Here is a 16,588-nt window from a genome sequence, read left to right as displayed (position 1 = left end):
CATGCCCGCACTTTGTGACACGTCAGTCATTTGCCCCTGATTCGGTTGGCCGGCACACGGCAGTCGGCTGCCCGTTGCGACGACCCAGGAACTCCGACGGGAGAAGCGACCCGTACCTCAGGCAGCCACTCGGGGATACGAACCGTCGGGGTGCCGCAGGGCAAGGAGGTCCCGTGCGTTCATCCTGTCCGCGAACCTCATGTGCGGAGCGGCCTCGGAGCAGCGGTGCTGGCGTTCCAGGACGCGGGCGAGGGTGAGGTGGGCCGAGGGGTGGTCGGGCTCGGCGCGCAGGACTGCGCGCAGCTCCGCCTCGGCCGGGGCGAGCTGCGCCGTGTAGTAGTACGACCGGGCGAGGAGTACCCGGAGGTCCAGGTTGCGGGGTGTGGCGGCAACCAGGTCCGCGAGCACCCGTGAGGCCGCGCGGTACTGCTGGGATGCGAAGAGACTGCGCGCATACTGCCGCCGCTCGTTCCAGTTCACTCCCTGCATACCGGCCATCACGTTCTCCCTTTCCCTGCCCGAGCAATCGTTCAGCGGCCCGGGCTACCTGCGCCCCAGCCGTTCCGCGGCTTGAGGAGCCGATGAGCCCCTCGCTTGCATCATCACACTTCGTTGAAGCTTAAATCATTTGCTTTCGGTTCGTGATGCTGCCATCCGGGCGGAGGGTGCAATGGCTGACCTGTCCGGCCCACGTACCGGCCCCGTCATCCGCGACGGAGCCGGTGGCCGGGGCACCGTGGACAGCGGAGTCCGCCCGGAAGTCCTTCGCACGTCGACCGGGCGGACCGCCCGAACCGGCGGACCGCCCGCTCGTACCGGGCCTTCGGCTCAGCCGAACGCTCGCTCAGCTGCGTGCGGAATAATGCAGCCGGGCGGCTCTCGTGGTCAGGTAGCGCTGTTCGGGTGTGCTGGTGGTGCGGGCCGCTGCGGCACGGTAGTGGACGAGTGCGGACGCGGTGTCGCCTGCCATTTCGCGCAGGTGTGCCCGCACGGCGTGCACACGGTGGTGGCCGTGGAGCGGCCCGTCCTCCGTGTCGAGTCCGTCGAGCAGCGCAAGTGCGGCGGCGGGGCCTTCGACCATCGCGAGTGCGACCGCCCGGTTGAGGGTGACGACAGGGCTGCCCGCCACGTGGTCGAGGAGCCCGTACAGGCCGAGGATCTGCGACCAGTCGGTGTCCGCGGCGTGGGCCGCGTCGTCATGGACGGCGGCGATGGCCGCCTGCAGCCGGTATTCACCGGGCGGTCCGCTGCCGATCGTGGCAGCGAGCAGTGCGGCGCCCTCGCCGATCAGGCGGCGGTCCCAGCGGGTGCGGTCCTGCTCGGCCAGGGGAACCAGCTCCCCGTCCGGGCCGGTGCGGGCGGGGCGGCGCGCCTCGGTCAGCAGCATCAGGGCCAGCAGAGCGGTCGCCTCGGCCTCGAGCGGCAGGATCCGGTGCACCTGTCCGGCCAGTCGGATCGCCTCGCCCGACAGGTCGGCACGGTGCAGCGCGGGGCCCTGGGTCGTGGTGTAACCCTCGCTGAACATCAGGTACAGCACATGCAGGACGGAACGCAGTCGCGGCGCCCAGTCCTTCACCCCCGGCTCTGGCACGTCGAATCCACGGCCCGATGCCTTGACGCGCTGCTTCGCCCGGCTGATGCGCTGCGCCATGGTCGCCTCCGGCACCAGGTAGGCGGCTGCGATCTCGGTGGTGGCCAGTCCACCGACCGCACGCAGCGTCAGCGCGATCGCCGAAGCGGGCGTGAGCGCGGGGTGGCAGCACATGAACAGAAGCATGAGCGTGTCGTCGCCGGCGGGGGCACTGCCGGCAGCCGGTTCCCGGGCCATGCGCTCCTCGCGTCGTTGCCGTGCCTGCTCGCTGCGTACCTGATCGACGTACCGCCGCGTCGCGGTCTGCAGCAACCAGCCGCGGGGATTGCTCGGTACGCCGTCCGCGGGCCAGTGCCGGACGGCGGCGATGAGGGCTTCCTGCACGGCGTCCTCGCACGCGTCGAGGTCCCCCGTCCGCCGCACCAGCACGCCCAGGACCTGCGGCGCCAGAGAGCGCAGCAGGTCCTCGAAGCCGGGGTGTCCGGTCACAGCTCGCCCTGGGAGTCGCTCATCACCTGCCGTACTTCGACCGGCTGCTGGGTCGGCACCCCGCCGGGGCCGGGCACGGCGGAGATCCGCGCGGCAATTTCCAGAGCGCGGGCCTCGGACTCGACGTCGAAGACGTTGAACCCGGCCAGGACTTCCTTCGACTCGGCGAACGGGCCGTCGGTCACCAGGGGCGCCGCACCACCGTCGGACCGTACGATCTTGGCCAGCCGGGGGTCGGCCAGCGCCATGAACTGGACCATCTCCCCGCTGGCGGTCAGCTCCTTGGTCAGCACCTCGTAGTAGTTGAAGTGCGCTGCGATGTCGCCCGGCTCCCATTCGTCCATGGGCTCCTCGACGACTCCACCGTCGTGGTTGACCATGAGCAAGAACTTCGGCATGCCGACTCCCGTGTTCGCTGCGTCCTGTGCGACGCACTCACCCTAGGGACGGAACGGGGCCGCGGATCTCTACATCGGCGAAAGAAAATCTTTTGGAGAAGTGCGGCTCGTCCGGAGCAGGTGCTGCGGGCGTCTCCCTCCCGTCATCGGTCCTTCCCGGCGAGCCGTGCCAGGTGCTCACCGAAGCCCACGCCGGTCATCGAGAGGTGCGTGCGAGACACCCGGGCCCCGAGGTCCGTCCGCCGCAGGGCCCCGCGGCGGACGGAACGTCGAGAGCGTCAGCGCTCGGCCGCGACGGGTGCGGGCGTCGTCTGCCCGGTGTCCGGGTCCGCGGTGCGCCGTACGGCCGGGATGGCGGCTGCGATCACCGCGGCGGTCAGAGCTATGCCGCAGCCGATCATCAGGCCGGTGCGAAAGCCGTCCTCGGAGATGAGGGTGTGGCCACCCATGGTGGTGGTCATCTGGGAGAGAACGACACCGATCACGGCGGCACCGATCGACGTGCCCAGCGAGCGCATGAGGGCGTTGAACCCGTTGGCGGCCGAGGTCTCGGAGAGCGGGACGGCGCTCATGATCAGGGCGGGCATCGCGCCGTAGGCGAGACCGACACCGCTGTTGATGATCATGATGGAGAGCATCAGGCCCCATGCGGTGCCCATGAGCGCCAGAGAGGCGGCGTATCCGGCAGCGATCACCAGAACACCGCAGATCAGGGTGGTCTTGGGCCCGCGGGCGTTGGTGAGCATGCCACCGAGCGGGGAGACGATCATCATCATGATTCCGCCGGGCAGCAGCCACATACCGGCCGCCAGCATGGACTGCCCGAGACCGTAACCGGTGGCTTCGGGGAACTGAAGCAGCTGCGGAACGACCAGCATGCTCGCGTACATGGCCAGGCCGACGAAGACCGAGGCGACGTTGGTCAGGAGTACACGGGGACGTGCCGTGGTGCGCAGGTCGATCAGCGGGTCCTTCGTGCGCAGCTCCCACCAGCCCCATGCGCCAAGCACAACGACCGCGGTGGCGAACAACCCGAGCGTGGTGGCCGAGGCCCAGCCCCAGTCGGCCCCCTTGGACACGGCGAGCAGCAGGCTCACCAGTCCGATGCCCAGTCCCAGCGCGCCGACGGCGTCGAAACGCTGCCCCTTGGCGCCGGCCGGCACCTCGGGGATCAGGAACCAGATCAGCACGGCGACGGCCGCGGCGAGTACGGCGGACCCCCAGAACAGCACGCGCCAGTCGGCGTACTGGGCGATGGCTGCGGCGATCGGAAGGCCGAGCCCGCCGCCGATGCCCATGGAGGCGCTGACCAGCGCGATGGAGGAACTCACCTTCTCCGCAGGGACCACGTCACGCAGCAGGGCGATGCCGAGCGGCACCATGCCCATGCCCATGCCCTGAAGGCCCCGTCCGATGATCATCGGGATGACGGAGGAGGAGAGGGCACACACCACGGAGCCCGCCACCAGCGGGACGGAGCACACCAGCAGCATCCGGCGTTTGCCGACCAGGTCGCCGAGGCGGCCGAAGACCGGTACGCACACGGCTGCCACCAGCAAGGTGGCGGTGATGACCCATGCGGCGTTGGACGACGACGTGTGCAGGATCTTCGGGAGGTCCGCGAGGAGCGGGGTGACCAGGGTCTGCATGATCGCCGCCGTGATGCCGGCAAGTGCCAGCGTGGCGACTACACCGCCTGCGCGGGATGAAGGCTGTGGGACGTCCATGAGGGGATTTCCTCGGCTATCTGCTCAGAATGATTTTGTGCATCGTACATGCCCAATGCATCATGCACGTTCCATGCGCCGTGCATGCCGTCATCAGCGACGTAGCAGAATGGGGGCAGCGTCCGCCCCTCGAAGGACCGGCGGACGGAAGCAAGCGGTAACCGGGAGGCAGCAGGATGGACAGGCCGACACACCAGGTCGAATACGAGCAGATGCTGCTCAGCCGCCACGTCCTCAGCCATCGGCGCGGCCGCAGCGAGGACAGTGTGATGGAGCGCAGCGCCTACGTCCTGCTCTCCCGGATCCGCATCCAGGGCCCCATGTCGATCAGCGAGCTGAGTGACGCCTTCGGTCTCGACGCGTCGACCCTCAATCGGCAGACCGCCGCAGCCATGCGCACCGGCCTGGTCGAACGCATCCCCGACCCCGAGGGAGGCATGGCCCGTAAATTCCGCATCACCGACAAGGGTGCGCGTCTGCTCGACGAGGAGCGCGATGTGATCACGCGCGCCCTGGACAAGGTCATGGCCGAGTGGTCGGACGATGACATCACGGACTTCGCGGCCTACTTGCGACGCTTCAACACCAGCATCGAGCACCTCGACGGACGCCCCTGGCCCCGCCCCTGAGCGGCGTGCCGTGCATGCCCGGGCGTCGGCGCGCCGCAGAGCGCTCGGGCAGGCGGGCCGTCAGGCGTCCCGGCGCCGCCCGGTCCGCTGTCTCGGGGTGTTCCTGGAGGACGCGATCGCGCACTGCCCCGGGATCGCGGGCTGCGGGTGTGTGTTCTCGCAAGTGGTAAATCGGTGTTCCGGCAGGCGCATTACCGTGATCATGATTCGGGAGACTGACACCGAGATCACGAGGAATCGCTCGCCATGCCCGTACCTGCCGACCCGACAGTGCTCCATCCCATGCCCGAGCAGCCCCGGGTGGTACTGCTCAGGCCGCTGGTGAAGTCCCCGTTGATCGAGGTCGGGGAGTACTCCTACTACGACGACCCGGACGATCCGGCCGCGTTCGAGACGCGCAACGTGCTCTACCACTACGGGCCGGAGAAGCTGATCATAGGCAAGTTCTGCGCGCTGGGCACGGGAGTGCGGTTCATCATGAACGGCGCCAACCATCGTATGGACGGCCCGTCGACCTTCCCCTTCCCCACGATGGGCGGCTCGTGGTCCGAGCACTTCGATCTGCTCACCGGCCTGCCGAACCGCGGGGACACCGTCGTGGGCAACGACGTCTGGTTCGGCTACGGAGCGACGGTGATGCCGGGCGTTCGGATCGGACACGGCGCGATCATCGGATCGGGCTCCGTGGTCACCGCGGACGTGCCCGACTACGGGGTGGTGGGCGGCAACCCGGCCCGCCCCATCCGCACCCGTTACAGCGACCCGGACGTCGCCCGACTGCTGGCGGTGGCGTGGTGGGACTGGCCTGCGGAGCACATCACCGAGCACGTGCGGACGATCATGTCGGGCAGTGTCGCCGACCTGGAAGCCGCTGCGCCGGGCACCTCTCACACATGACGCGGGCACGGGTGTTGTCGCGCAGGCGAGTCGGGACCGCCGTGGGAGCCTCTGCACGGAGGCCCTCGTCATCGCGGTGGCCGGCAAGGCAGCGACGAGCTTCACCTGCCCGGCTTGCGCGAAAGGGCCCCTTCCGGCCTCCTCGCAGGGCACCGCGGCATCGCGCGCCGGACGTCCTGCGCCACTGCGCCATCCCGGTCTGCCCGGCAGCGCATCCCACAGCCGGGCGCCGCCATCGGGAAGGATCGCACCCATGGCGCACCGACACTCGACCCCCTCTCCCCACACTGCCCTCACTCTCGTGACCGGCGCCGCCGGCGGAGTCGGCAGGATGGTGGTGGAACGCCTGCGCGGCGATGGTCTACCGGTGCGCGCCTTCGTCCACCGGGACGACGAACGCGCCGCCGAGCTCCGCGCCCTGGGGGCGGACATCGCCGTGGGCGATCTGACCCGGGCGGCCGACCTGGTCCGGGCACTCGACGGCTGTCGCCGCATGTATTTCGGACTGGGCGTCTCCTCGCACTATCTGGAGGCGACCATGACCGCGGCAGCCGCGGCCCTGGACCAAGGGCGTCTCGAGATCTTCGTCAACATGTCCCAGTTGACGGTCTCCCAGATGACACTGGCCGGCTCCGGCGAGTCCAGGCAACAGCGTCAGCACTGGCTCGCCGAGCAGGCGCTCAACTGGTCCGGCCTCCCGGTGACCCACATCAGGCCCACGGTGTTCATGGAGAACCCGATTTTCCAGATGATCATGGCCGCCGACATCGCGCGGGACAGCACGATCCGGCTTCCCTTCGGATCGGGCCGTACCTCCCCGGTCGCCACCCAGGACGTGGCCGAGGTCGTGGCCACCATCCTCGCCGCGCCGGAGACCCACGCGGGCCGCACCTACGGCCTGACCGGAGACCGCTCCCGCGACATGACAGCCATCGCGCAGGAGCTCACCGACGCGCTGGGCAGGACCATCACCTACGTCGATGTCCCCCACGAGGAGTGGGTGCGCACCAGGCTCACCCCGCTGGGCCTGCCGGATCACATCGGCGAGCACCTCGCCAAGATGGCGCGCCTCCACGCCGAGAACAGATACGACCGGGCGACGGACGACGTGGAGCTGATCACCGGACACTCCCCGCTGCGCTTCAGCGACTTCGTACGGGCCCGGTCCGCGGCCTTCACCGGCGACGACGCACGCGCACGCTGATCCGCAGCGGCCCGCACCGCGGGTACGTCTGCGCCCGCGGGTTCCAGCGCCGAAGCGGTCCATGCCGCCGGGGCCGTTCGTGCGGCGGGCACCGCTCTGCTCGTGGCTGCCGCTCCCGAACGGCCGCGTCAGTCGGGCTGGAGGACGAAGTCGTACTCGGCATGCAGGTAGGGCTCGTCGAGAGTGCTCCCGTCGGGCGCGACTCCCGCCGGCCGTTCGGTGAACCGTACGACCAGCGCGTCCTTCGTACCGAAGACCACGTCGCTGTCGAGATACTCGCTGCCTTCCTGGAACAGGTGGGTGATCAGCTTCTGGTGCCCGGGCTCGTCGATGAGGAAATGCACGTGAGCGGGACGGAAGTAGCTGATGTCGGTTTTGCGGATCAGGTCACCGACCGGGCCGTCCATCGGAATGGCGTATCCGCGCGGCGCGATGGTGCGGATGCAGTAGGTGCCGTCCTCCCGGGTCCGGTACTTCGCCCGCAGCCGGGCCTCATCGACGTCGGGCATCTGGGACTCGTAATTGCCGTCGGCGTCGGCCTGCCATGCGTCGAGTACGGCGTGGGCAATGGGCTCGCCCTCGACGTCGGTGACCTTGCCGGTGAAGAACAGCGGAGTGCCCGCAATGCCGTCCGACATGTCGAAGCCGTACGGCGCAGCGGGCGATCCGTCGATGTGGAACGGCCCGAGTACGGTGGCGGGGGTCGCCTCCGGCGCGTACCGGTTGTTCAGCTGCACCACAAGCATGCTCAGCCCGAGCACGTCGGAGGTCAGGATCAGCTCCTGACGCTTCTCGTTGCTGATCTGACCGGCCGCGGTCAGCCATTCGATCGCGGCCATCCATTCGTCCTCGGTCAGTTGAACGTCCCGGGCGAACGCGTGCAGGTGCCGTACCAGTGCGGTCATCAGCTCCGACAGGCGCTTCGGGTGGGCAGTGCCCCAGCGCTGGACGGCAAGGTCGGTGATGTTGTCCTCGTCGACAAACATGGTTGCTCCTCGGTGTGCCTTGCGGGTGTGGTGACGGCCGTTGTGGTGCTGGTTCCTGCACGTTGCCGTCGAGCGGCTGGTGGGCATGGCTGGCGCCGATCCGGGTGTGCACGCCTCTCGCCGGCCGTCGGGGCCGGCCCGTGGGCGCGTCGCGGATCAGGTGGTGCCGGGCGACACGCGCAGGTGAGGCGCCCGTTCCGGGGCCCACCGCCGCAGGACGCCGCCGTCAGCCGTCGCGGCCTTCCTCCGGGAACGACTCGGGGACGAAGGGGTCCGCCGGGACGGAAGTGTTGTTGAGGTCGACGGAGAGGAACACGTCACGCGCGACCGGATGGCGAAGTTCCTCGGCGAGCTGCCCGATCAGTCCGGCGGTGCGGGCGAGCAGCGCGAACCCGCGAAGCAGCGGCAGGGGCAGTCCTAGGTCGGCGAGCGCGGCGCCGCAGACGCCCGCGCCGTTGAGCGGCAGTGTCTTGCCCAGCACGACCGGATGCACCCGGCCGATGGCCGCGAACAGCGACAGGTGCGGACCGACCAGGCCCTCCTCCGTCGCGATCTGCATCAGTCTCGGCGTCCGCGGATCTCCCGCCTTGTGGACGTGATGGCCCAGCCCGGGAACGAATTTCCCGGCCGCACGCTGCTGCTGCACCGTGCGCAGCGCCACCTCGTCCCAGCCCGCCTCGTCGGATGGGACGGCGCCGCCCAGCGACTGCAGGACGTCGTGCAGAAACCTGCCGGTGTCCTCGGTGACTCCGAGGAATCGCGAACCGCCCCCGAGCAGGCCGGCGGCAAGGGCGCCCTGGACGGAGTCCGGTGCGGACAGGTACGTCAGCCGGGTGACGATGGCCGTCGGGGTGAACCCGTGGTCCGCCAAGGCAGCGAGCACCGCCTCGAACACCCGTGTCTCGCCGGGGCTCGGCCGCCGCTGGGTGGCCAGCCAGAACGCCAGCTCGCCGAAGCCCACCGAGCCCATGATGTCCTCGGCCAGGTCATGACCGAGCAGGGTGATGTTCTTCAGGTCGGACGCGCCCAGGGCAGTGGGATACACGGCGCGGGCCTGCGGCTCAGTCACGGTTCTTCTCCTCGGGGCCGGACAGCCACGTGCGGAGCACGTCGCCGTGTTCGTCGAGTTCCGGTGGCGGCAGCAGATAGGTGGCCGGGGTGGCGGAGAAGCGGATCGGGTGACGTGTGGTGGGTACCGCGCGTTCGCCCTCCCCCACGGTGATCACCGGTTCCAGCCCGAACCGCTCGGCCATGGCGAACCCACCGTCGATGGTGTTGATCGGCCCGCTCGGCACGCCGGCCTCGACCAGCAACTCGAACCATTCGCCGGCACCGCGTTCGGCCAGCTGCTCGACCAGGAGAGGCCGTAGCTGCTCGCGGTGGGCCGTGCGGTCGGCGTTGCGTGCGAAGCGCGGGTCGTCGGCGACCCGAGGAATGCCGAGCACCTCGCACAGCTTGCGGAACTGCCCGTCGTTGGCGGCGGTCACGATGAGGTCGTTGTCCGCGGTGGGCAGTGGTTCGTAGGGGAACACACTGGGGTGCGCGTTGCCCATCCGGTACGGCACCGTTCCGCCTGCGACGAAGGCCGAACTGTGATTGACCAGTCCGGTGAGAGCCGAGGACAGCAGATTCACCTCGACGAGCTGCCCCTCCCCGGTCGTGTCCCGGTGGCGCAGAGCCGCCAGGATGCCGATCGTGGCGTGGTTACCGGCCATCACGTCGAAGACGGAGATGCCGGCCCGGTAGGGCGGCCCGTCCGGGTCGCCGGTAAGGCTCATCAGCCCCGAGATGGCCTGCACCATGAGGTCGTAACCGGGCACGTGGCGCCCCGGACCGGAGCCGAAACCCGTGATCGACGTGTAGACCACGCCAGGGTTGTCGCGGCGGACCGCGTCGAAGTCCAGCCCGTACTTCGCCATCCCGCCGGGTTTGAAGTTCTCGATCACGACGTCCGCGCGGCGGGCCAGTTCGCGTGCGATCCGGGCGTCGGCCTCGTCACGGAGATCCAGCGCCATCGAGCGCTTCCCGCGATTGATCCCGAGGTAGTAGGTGGAGACCTCGTCCCGCACGGGAGGCGTCCAGGTCCGTGTGTCGTCACCGTGGGGTCCCTCGACCTTGACGACATCGGCCCCGAGGTCCGCCAGCAGCATCGTGGCGTACGGCCCGGCGAGTATGCGCGAAAAGTCCGCCACCAGCACTCCGGACAGTGGCCCCGCAGTACCCGAGCGAGCGGGCGTGGCGCTCTGTGACATCGACCCTGCCTCTTCCCGTCCGTTCAGCGGACAAGTGTCCGCTGCAGCGATTCTGAGTCGCGGACGGCTCGGGCGTCAAGGTGTCGCAGTCGCGCTCGCCGGCCGGATCACGTGCGGCGCGGACTCGAGCCGGGCGAAGTCCACGCTGATTTCGCCCGCAGCCTGCAGCAGAAGGGGCAGATGGTCGTGGAGCAGCACCTCCACCGAAGTCTCCGCGGCATGCGCGTTGACGTTGACGCTCGCGATGACACGCCCCGATCCGTCGCGCAGCGGCGCCGCCACCGACCGGATGCCCCTCGCCAGTTGCTCGTCGGTCATCGCCCAGCCGCGCGCACGGACCTCCCGCAGCTCCGCCTCCCATTCCGCACGGTCGGGCCGCCACACGGTCGCCAGGCCGGACCGGCTGGGTTCGGCAAGGATCCGGGCGACCTCGTCCGGCGGAAGTGCAGCCAGCAGAACCTTGCCCAAAGACGTCTGCAGCGCGGGGAACCTGGTACCGATCTGCACGGCGAGCGCGACGATCTTGGGCACGGACACCCGGGAGACGTAGACGATGTCCGAGCCGTCGAGCTGCGCGATCGAGCAGGACTCGTTCGTGCGCTCGACCAGCCACTCCAGGTGCGGCCGCGCGACGTCCCACAGCCCCATCGAGCGGACGTAGGCGACGCCCAGGTCGAGCACCCGGGGGGTGAGCGCGAACCCGCCCGCCTGCTGCCGTACGTATCCCAGCTCGGCCAGGGTGAGCAGGATGCGGCGCGCGGTCGGCCTGGCCAGCCCCGTCGCGTTCGCCACGTCGGTCAGCGACATCACCGGTCGCCCGGGCTGGAACGCGGTGATCACCTCCAGTCCTCGGGCCAGCGCCTCGATGAAATCGGGCCCTGTTCCTTCGCGGGGCATGGGTTCTCCTCGGGGTGTGTTGTGGCGGCGATGATCAGGAAGTCGCGACGATCGTCCGTTCTGCGGACAGCCTGAGGGTGGCACTTTACGCAGCAGAGGGCGTCATGGCACGCAGGGTCCCACGGTCGGCGTCGAACTCGACCGCACTGCGGACAGCCGGTCCCTCAGCCGACCATCGGCGCTCTCGATACCAGAGTATTGACAACCCCTTTTGGCTGAATCATCATCACTCGGCAGCAGACGACCGCCATGCGGACGCTGGTCCGAAAGTGAGCGAGATGGACTCCTACGACGTAGTCGTCGCCCGGCTCCTCCAGTGCATCGTGCTTGCGCCCGCCCCGGTTCCCGTGGGCCCGGTCGGCCGAGGACGCCGTGGTCGCACGCGCAGCGCAGAACGGCGACTTCCACCGGGTCCGCAGCAGGCGTCTCGTCCGGGCCGGCTCGACGAGCAGCGGATCACGCTCCGCACCGCGATCCGGCGTCGCCTGCCGTTCGCCGCCCCGAACCGACAGCACGAATTCGCCGCCCCGAACCGACAGCACAAAGGAGAACAGTGATGAGTCGACCCACCGCATTCCCGCCGGGACGGTCCGTCGTCTTCCGTGGCGGCACGGTGCTGCCCATGGACCGTGCGCGTCAGGTGCTCACCGACACGGATGTGCTCGTGGTCGACGACCGGATCGCCGCGGTCGGTCCGCAGCTCGCGGTTCCGGACGGGACGGTCGAGATCGACGCCTCCGGCGGGATCGTGATGCCGGGCATGATCGACACGCACCGGCACATGTGGCAGACGGCGATGCGTGGCTACGGCGCCGACTGGACGCTCAGCCAGTACTTCGTCTGGTACTACCTCGAGCACGGCACGGCGTTCCGGCCGGAGGACGTGCACGCCGGGAACCTGCTGGCCGCCGTGGAGGCACTCGACGCGGGGGTGACCACCGTCGTCGACTGGTCGCACGGGCTCCAGACGGTCGATCACGCGGACGCCGCCGTCGACGCGCTGCAGTCGGTGCCCGGACGGTTCGTCCTCGCCTACGGCAACATCCAGCAGGCTCCTGCGGAATGGACCGCGGCCCCGCAGTTCCGGGATTTCGTGCGGCGCCGCATCACCGGTGACGACATGCTCGGCTTCCAGATCGCCTTCGACGTCACGGGCGACCCGGCGTTCCCCGAGAAGCCGGCCTTCGAGGTGGCGCGCGACCTGGGCGTCGCCGTCACCACCCATGCCGGAGTCTGGGGCGCCACCAACGACGACGGCATCCGGCTGATGTACGAGAACGGCTTCATGACGCCGGAGACGGTCTACGTGCACGCCTCCACCCTGTCGGCCGACTCGTACCACCGCATCGCGGCGACGGGCGGTTCGATCTCGGTGTCCACGGAGAGCGAGCAGAGCGCCGGACAGGGCTACCCGACGACGTGGGCGATCCGGTCCCACGACATCCCCGTCTCGCTGTCGATGGACACCAGTGTCTGGTGGAGCGGGGACCTGTTCTCCGCCATGCGCACCACGCTGGGTGCCGACCGGGCGCGCGGGCATCTGGAGGCACACGCCCAAGGGGAAACCGTCACGCACTGCGCGCTGCGCGCCGATCAGGTGGTGGAATGGGCCACTCTCGGCGGCGCCCGGGCACTGGGCCGCGAGAACGACCTGGGCAGCATCGAGGCGGGCAAGAAGGCCGACCTCGTGCTGCTGAAGAACGACCACTCGCCGGTCTCCTTCCCGGTGCTCAATCCCTACGGCCACGTGGCGTTCCAGGCGCAGCGCGGCGACGTGCACACCGTGGTCGTCAACGGGCGGGTGGTCAAGCACGAGCATCGCCTGCTCGGAGTCGACCTCGCCGCGGTACGGCGCGAGGTCGAGCAGACCGTCGAGCACCTGCGGTCGGCCATGGGTGAGGAGGAGTGGCGCAAGGGCATGAACCCGGACATCCCCGCGACGAAGATCCTCGACAACCCCTACACCTACACCGACTACCGCAGCACCACGACGCACGGCCGCTGAACCGACGTCTGCCGGAGGTACTTCCGGTCGTCCATGCGTGCTGCGCCACCGAGGACGCCGGGTGCTGGGGGGACTTCGCACATCTCGGTGCGGCTCGGGCCGTCGTGAAAACGGAAGGTGACTTCGATGAGCGTGGGACTGCTGCTGCTGCGGGTGCTGCTCGCCGCCCTGTTGTTCGGCCATGCGACACAGAAGCTGCGTGGCTGGTTCGGCGGCGCCGGTCTTGCCGGCACCGGCGCCGTCTTCGAACAGTGGGGGTTCGCACCCGGTGCGCGGATGGCGCTGGCAGCCGGCCTGGTGGAGCTCGCGGGTGCGGTCTCGATCGCCGCAGGGCTGCTGACGCCCGGTGGCTGCGCGATCGTCATCGGCACGATGGCGGTGGCCACCGTCGCGACGGCGGGCAACGGCTTCTGGGCACAACGGGGTGGCTGCGAGGTTCCGTTCTGGTACGGCGCCGTCGCCGCGGTGCTCGGTTTCACCGGGCCGGGGCCCTGGTCGCTCGACGCCGCCCTCGGTATGGACCGGCTGTCCGGCTACGCGTGGGGGGCTGCCGCGCTTGCGCTCGGGCTCCTCGCGTCGGCCGTGCCCCTCGCCTCCCGCACCCGGACGCTGCGCGCGAGGCGGGCGGCCACAGCACAGGGCGACGGCCGCACAGGAATCTGAACGATCACGGAACCGAGCCGCCTGCCGTCTTCGGCACGTGAGGCAACGCCATCGCGGCGAGGGGCGATCACCTGGCCCTCGGCTCGCCGCAACGGCCCTGCCACAGCCCGGACAGCGCCGCGGCCACCCCGTCCGGCACAGAAACCGGCCCTCGGGGATGTTCCCGTCCGGCCTGCCCCGCCCGGTCCCGGGCGGGGCAGGCCGTCACGTCACCGGGACGGAATCCCGGCGGGCGCCGGGGCGAAGCCGGTGGGACGGGTGGTGAACGTTCCCCGGCCCCGGGTCCGGCTGCGCAACCGGGTCGCGTAGCCGAACAGTTCGGCCAGCGGCACGGTCGCGGTGATGACCGCCGTGCCTGCCCGCGCGACCGACCCCGAGACCCGTCCGCGCCGCGCCGCCAGATCGCCGAGCACCCCGCCCACGGCGTCGTCGGGGACGGTGACCGTGACTTCGGCCACCGGTTCCAGCAGCACCATGACGCCGGCGCGCAGGGCCTCGCGCAGTGCGAGCCTGCCGGCCGTCCGGAACGCCATCTCCGACGAGTCCTTCGCATGGGTGGCTCCGTCGGTGAGCGTGACCCGCAGCCCGGTCACCGGGTGACCACCGAGGGGCCCCTCGGCAAGAGCATCCCGGCAGCCGGCCTCCACCGCCCGGACGAACTCCTGCGGCACCCTGCCACCGACGACGGTCGAGCGGAACACGAAGTCCACCGCGCTGCCAGTGCCGTTGTCACCGGAAGTGTCCGGAGCGGACTCCAACGGCTCCGTGTCGAGCACGACATGGGCGAACTGACCGGCGCCTCCGTCCTGCTTGACATGCCGGTACACCAGCCCCGACACGCCGCGCGCGACGGTCTCCCGGTAGGCCACCCTCGGCCGGCCGGTGCCGACGTCCAGGCCATGGGCGCGCCGGATCTTCTCCACCGCCACCTCCAGATGCAGCTCACCCATCCCCGACAGCACCGTCTGGCCCGTCTCGCAGTCGGTCCTGACCACAAGCGAGGGATCCTCCTCGACCAGTCGCGCCAGCGCCGAGACGAGCCGGTCCGCATCGGTGCTCCTGCGGGCCTCGACCGCCACGGAAACCACCGGATCGGCGACGCTCGGCGGCTCCAGAACCAGAGGGGCTCCGGGTACGCACAGAGTGGCCCCGGCACGGGCCGACCTCAGCCCGATCACCGCGACGATGTCTCCGGCCACCGCCCGGTCCGTCTCCGCGTGGTGGTCGGCCTGGACGCGCAGAATCCTGCCGATGCGCTCAATGCGCCGCGCGCCGACGTCCAGCACCGCTTCCCCCCTCTCGACCGTTCCGGAATACACACGCAGGTACGTCAGCCGCCCCGTGGCGGTCGAACTCACCTTGAACACCAGCGCCGCGAACGGAGCCGCCGGGTCGGCGGCCCGCTCCTGCACCGCGCCGTCGTGGGTGCCGCGTACCGCCGGCACGTCCAGCGGCGACGGCAGATAGGCCACGGCGGCATCCAGCAACGGCTCGATCCCGCGGTTGCGGTACGCCGAACCGCACAACACCACCACGCCGTCACCGGTACGGGTCAGGTCGCGCAGCGCGGAGGCCAGGGTCTGCGCGGAGACCTTCGACTCCGCGCAGAACTCCTCCAGCGCAAGCGGATGGAGTTCCGCCACCGCCTCCTCCAGCAGCCGGCGGCGTCTGTTCGCCTCCTCGCGCAGCACTTCGGGCACCGGGCCCTCCTCGACCGTGTCGCGGGCCCAGACCAGCGCCCGCATACGCAGCAGATCCACCACACCGGTGAACGCGTCCTCCGCTCCGATCGGCAACTGGACCACCAGCGGGGCCGGATGCAACCGCGTCCGGATCGACTCGACCGCCGTGTCGAGGTCGGCACCGGCACGGTCCAGCTTGTTGACGAAGGCAATCCGCGGCACCCCGTGCCGGTCGGCCTGCCGCCACACCGACTCGCTCTGCGGCTCGACTCCCCCAACGGCGTCGAACACCGCGATCGCGCCGTCCAGCACCCGCAGTGAGCGTTCCACCTCGTCGGAGAAGTCGACGTGGCCCGGGGTGTCGATCAGGTTGATCCGGTGACCGGCCCAGACACAACTCACCGCGGCGGCGAAGATGGTGATCCCACGGTCGCGTTCCTGGGAGTCGAAGTCGGTGACGGTCGTCCCGTCATGGACCTCGCCACGCTTGTACGTGGTCCCGGTGGCGTACAGGATCCGCTCGGTGAGCGTGGTCTTGCCGGCATCGACGTGAGCGAGGACGCCGAGGTTTCGGACGCCGGTCAGCGGACTTGTGAGATGTCGGTTCAGGTCGGTGCGCATGGCCCATGGCCTTTCGGGGTGATCCGGAGCGGGGCAGCGCGATTCCCGGACGAACGGGCCTGCGGTCAGGCCACGGGGGGACCCCGGTCCGGCGCAACCTCATCGGGATGGTCCCGACCGGTTGATCTCGGCACCGGGCAGACAGGGGTCAGGTGTTCGTCACGGACATCCGGTTCCGGCCGCGCAGCCGGCACCGGGCGCACGAAGACACCAGAATCACCTCATACCGTGACCGGGGAACGACAACAGCGGTGCGGTGGCACACGGCTGGTCTCCCCTCACTCGTCACGGCGCGCGCTGCGTCGTCGTGACGGCGCGCGATTCCTGGAGTGTAGGAACCCGTGGCCGGGCGGGAAACCGGTTTTTTCCCGCGGGAGGTTCGGTGGACCCCACGAAGCCACTGCTTCGGGTGTGCGTCGCAGATCGGCAGGAGTCACAGAGCCAGCACGGGAAGTCATCCGATGACCGTGTGCACCACCCCTTCTCCCCGAAGGGGTGCGCCGCTACCATCATCCTGCGCATGGGAGCGCTCCCATCTTTGTATCGG

Annotated in this window: 14 protein-coding genes; 5 read left to right on the top strand and 9 right to left on the bottom strand. The window is 69.8% G+C overall.

The genetic code is table 11. The annotated features are described in order from the left end of the window. Window positions 1-117: 117 nt before the first annotated feature. The 4 genes from OG878_RS37485 to OG878_RS37470 all read right to left on the bottom strand — a co-directional run bounded on the left by OG878_RS37485 (window position 118) and on the right by OG878_RS37470 (window position 4,205). Window positions 118-498: a tetratricopeptide repeat protein gene (locus OG878_RS37485; protein WP_328890903.1), complete on the bottom strand. Its 381-nt coding sequence runs from the start codon at window positions 496-498 to the stop codon at window positions 118-120. A gap of 346 nt (window positions 499-844) precedes the next feature. Next, a complete protein-coding gene (locus OG878_RS37480) occupies window positions 845-2,080 on the bottom strand; it encodes an RNA polymerase sigma factor (protein ID WP_328890902.1) in 1,236 nt (411 codons plus the stop codon). Continuing rightward, window positions 2,077-2,478 carry a YciI family protein gene (locus tag OG878_RS37475; RefSeq protein WP_328890901.1) on the bottom strand — a complete coding sequence of 134 codons (402 nt, stop codon included), beginning with the start codon at window positions 2,476-2,478 and terminating at the stop codon, window positions 2,077-2,079. Before OG878_RS37475 ends, OG878_RS37480 begins: the two co-directional genes overlap by 4 nt. A gap of 278 nt (window positions 2,479-2,756) precedes the next feature. After that, a complete protein-coding gene (locus tag OG878_RS37470; RefSeq protein ID WP_328890900.1) occupies window positions 2,757-4,205 on the bottom strand; it encodes an MFS transporter in 1,449 nt (482 codons plus the stop codon). A 176-nt stretch (window positions 4,206-4,381) separates the two neighbouring features. Between OG878_RS37470 and OG878_RS37465 the strand changes: the two genes are divergently transcribed. The 3 genes from OG878_RS37465 (at window position 4,382) to OG878_RS37455 (ending at window position 6,935) form a co-directional block, all read left to right on the top strand. Beyond that, entirely contained in the window at window positions 4,382-4,834 is a 453-nt protein-coding gene (locus OG878_RS37465; RefSeq protein WP_328890899.1) for a MarR family winged helix-turn-helix transcriptional regulator, read from the top strand. Window positions 4,835-5,080: 246 nt separating this feature from the next. Beyond that, on the top strand, window positions 5,081-5,731 hold the full coding sequence (locus tag OG878_RS37460) for a CatB-related O-acetyltransferase (protein ID WP_328890898.1): 651 nt from the start codon (window positions 5,081-5,083) through the stop codon (window positions 5,729-5,731). Between the two features lie 253 nt (window positions 5,732-5,984). Beyond that, a complete protein-coding gene (locus tag OG878_RS37455; RefSeq protein ID WP_328890897.1) occupies window positions 5,985-6,935 on the top strand; it encodes an NmrA family NAD(P)-binding protein in 951 nt (316 codons plus the stop codon). A 128-nt stretch (window positions 6,936-7,063) separates the two neighbouring features. On the opposite strand, the gene OG878_RS37450 is transcribed toward OG878_RS37455, so the two are convergent. The 4 genes from OG878_RS37450 to OG878_RS37435 all read right to left on the bottom strand — a co-directional run bounded on the left by OG878_RS37450 (window position 7,064) and on the right by OG878_RS37435 (window position 11,070). Beyond that, the gene (locus OG878_RS37450; protein ID WP_328890896.1) at window positions 7,064-7,921 is read right to left on the bottom strand and encodes a dioxygenase family protein; all 858 of its coding nucleotides are present in this window, start codon (window positions 7,919-7,921) and stop codon (window positions 7,064-7,066) included. 226 nt (window positions 7,922-8,147) lie between these two features. Further along, entirely contained in the window at window positions 8,148-8,990 is an 843-nt protein-coding gene (locus OG878_RS37445; RefSeq protein WP_328890895.1) for a citryl-CoA lyase, read from the bottom strand. Then, the gene (locus OG878_RS37440; protein ID WP_328890894.1) at window positions 8,983-10,173 is read right to left on the bottom strand and encodes a CaiB/BaiF CoA transferase family protein; all 1,191 of its coding nucleotides are present in this window, start codon (window positions 10,171-10,173) and stop codon (window positions 8,983-8,985) included. Before OG878_RS37440 ends, OG878_RS37445 begins: the two co-directional genes overlap by 8 nt. Window positions 10,174-10,248: 75 nt before the next feature. Continuing rightward, a complete protein-coding gene (locus tag OG878_RS37435) occupies window positions 10,249-11,070 on the bottom strand; it encodes an IclR family transcriptional regulator domain-containing protein (RefSeq protein WP_328890893.1) in 822 nt (273 codons plus the stop codon). A gap of 556 nt (window positions 11,071-11,626) precedes the next feature. Here OG878_RS37435 and OG878_RS37430 point away from each other — a divergent pair. Then, entirely contained in the window at window positions 11,627-13,075 is a 1,449-nt protein-coding gene (locus OG878_RS37430) for an amidohydrolase family protein (RefSeq protein ID WP_328890892.1), read from the top strand. A 126-nt stretch (window positions 13,076-13,201) separates the two neighbouring features. Further along, window positions 13,202-13,738 carry a DoxX family protein gene (locus tag OG878_RS37425; RefSeq protein ID WP_328890891.1) on the top strand — a complete coding sequence of 179 codons (537 nt, stop codon included), beginning with the start codon at window positions 13,202-13,204 and terminating at the stop codon, window positions 13,736-13,738. 209 nt (window positions 13,739-13,947) lie between these two features. Here OG878_RS37425 and fusA read toward each other — a convergent pair whose 3' ends face one another. After that, window positions 13,948-16,041 (bottom strand): elongation factor G, encoded by a 2,094-nt coding sequence (gene fusA, locus OG878_RS37420; protein WP_328890890.1) that lies wholly within the window; start codon window positions 16,039-16,041, stop codon window positions 13,948-13,950. Window positions 16,042-16,588 lie beyond the last annotated feature (547 nt).

Origin of the sequence: Streptomyces sp. NBC_00316, from assembly GCF_036158715.1 — a bacterium.
Classification (GTDB): Bacteria; Actinomycetota; Actinomycetes; order Streptomycetales; family Streptomycetaceae; genus Streptomyces.
This window is presented reverse-complemented; position numbering and strand designations above follow the sequence as displayed.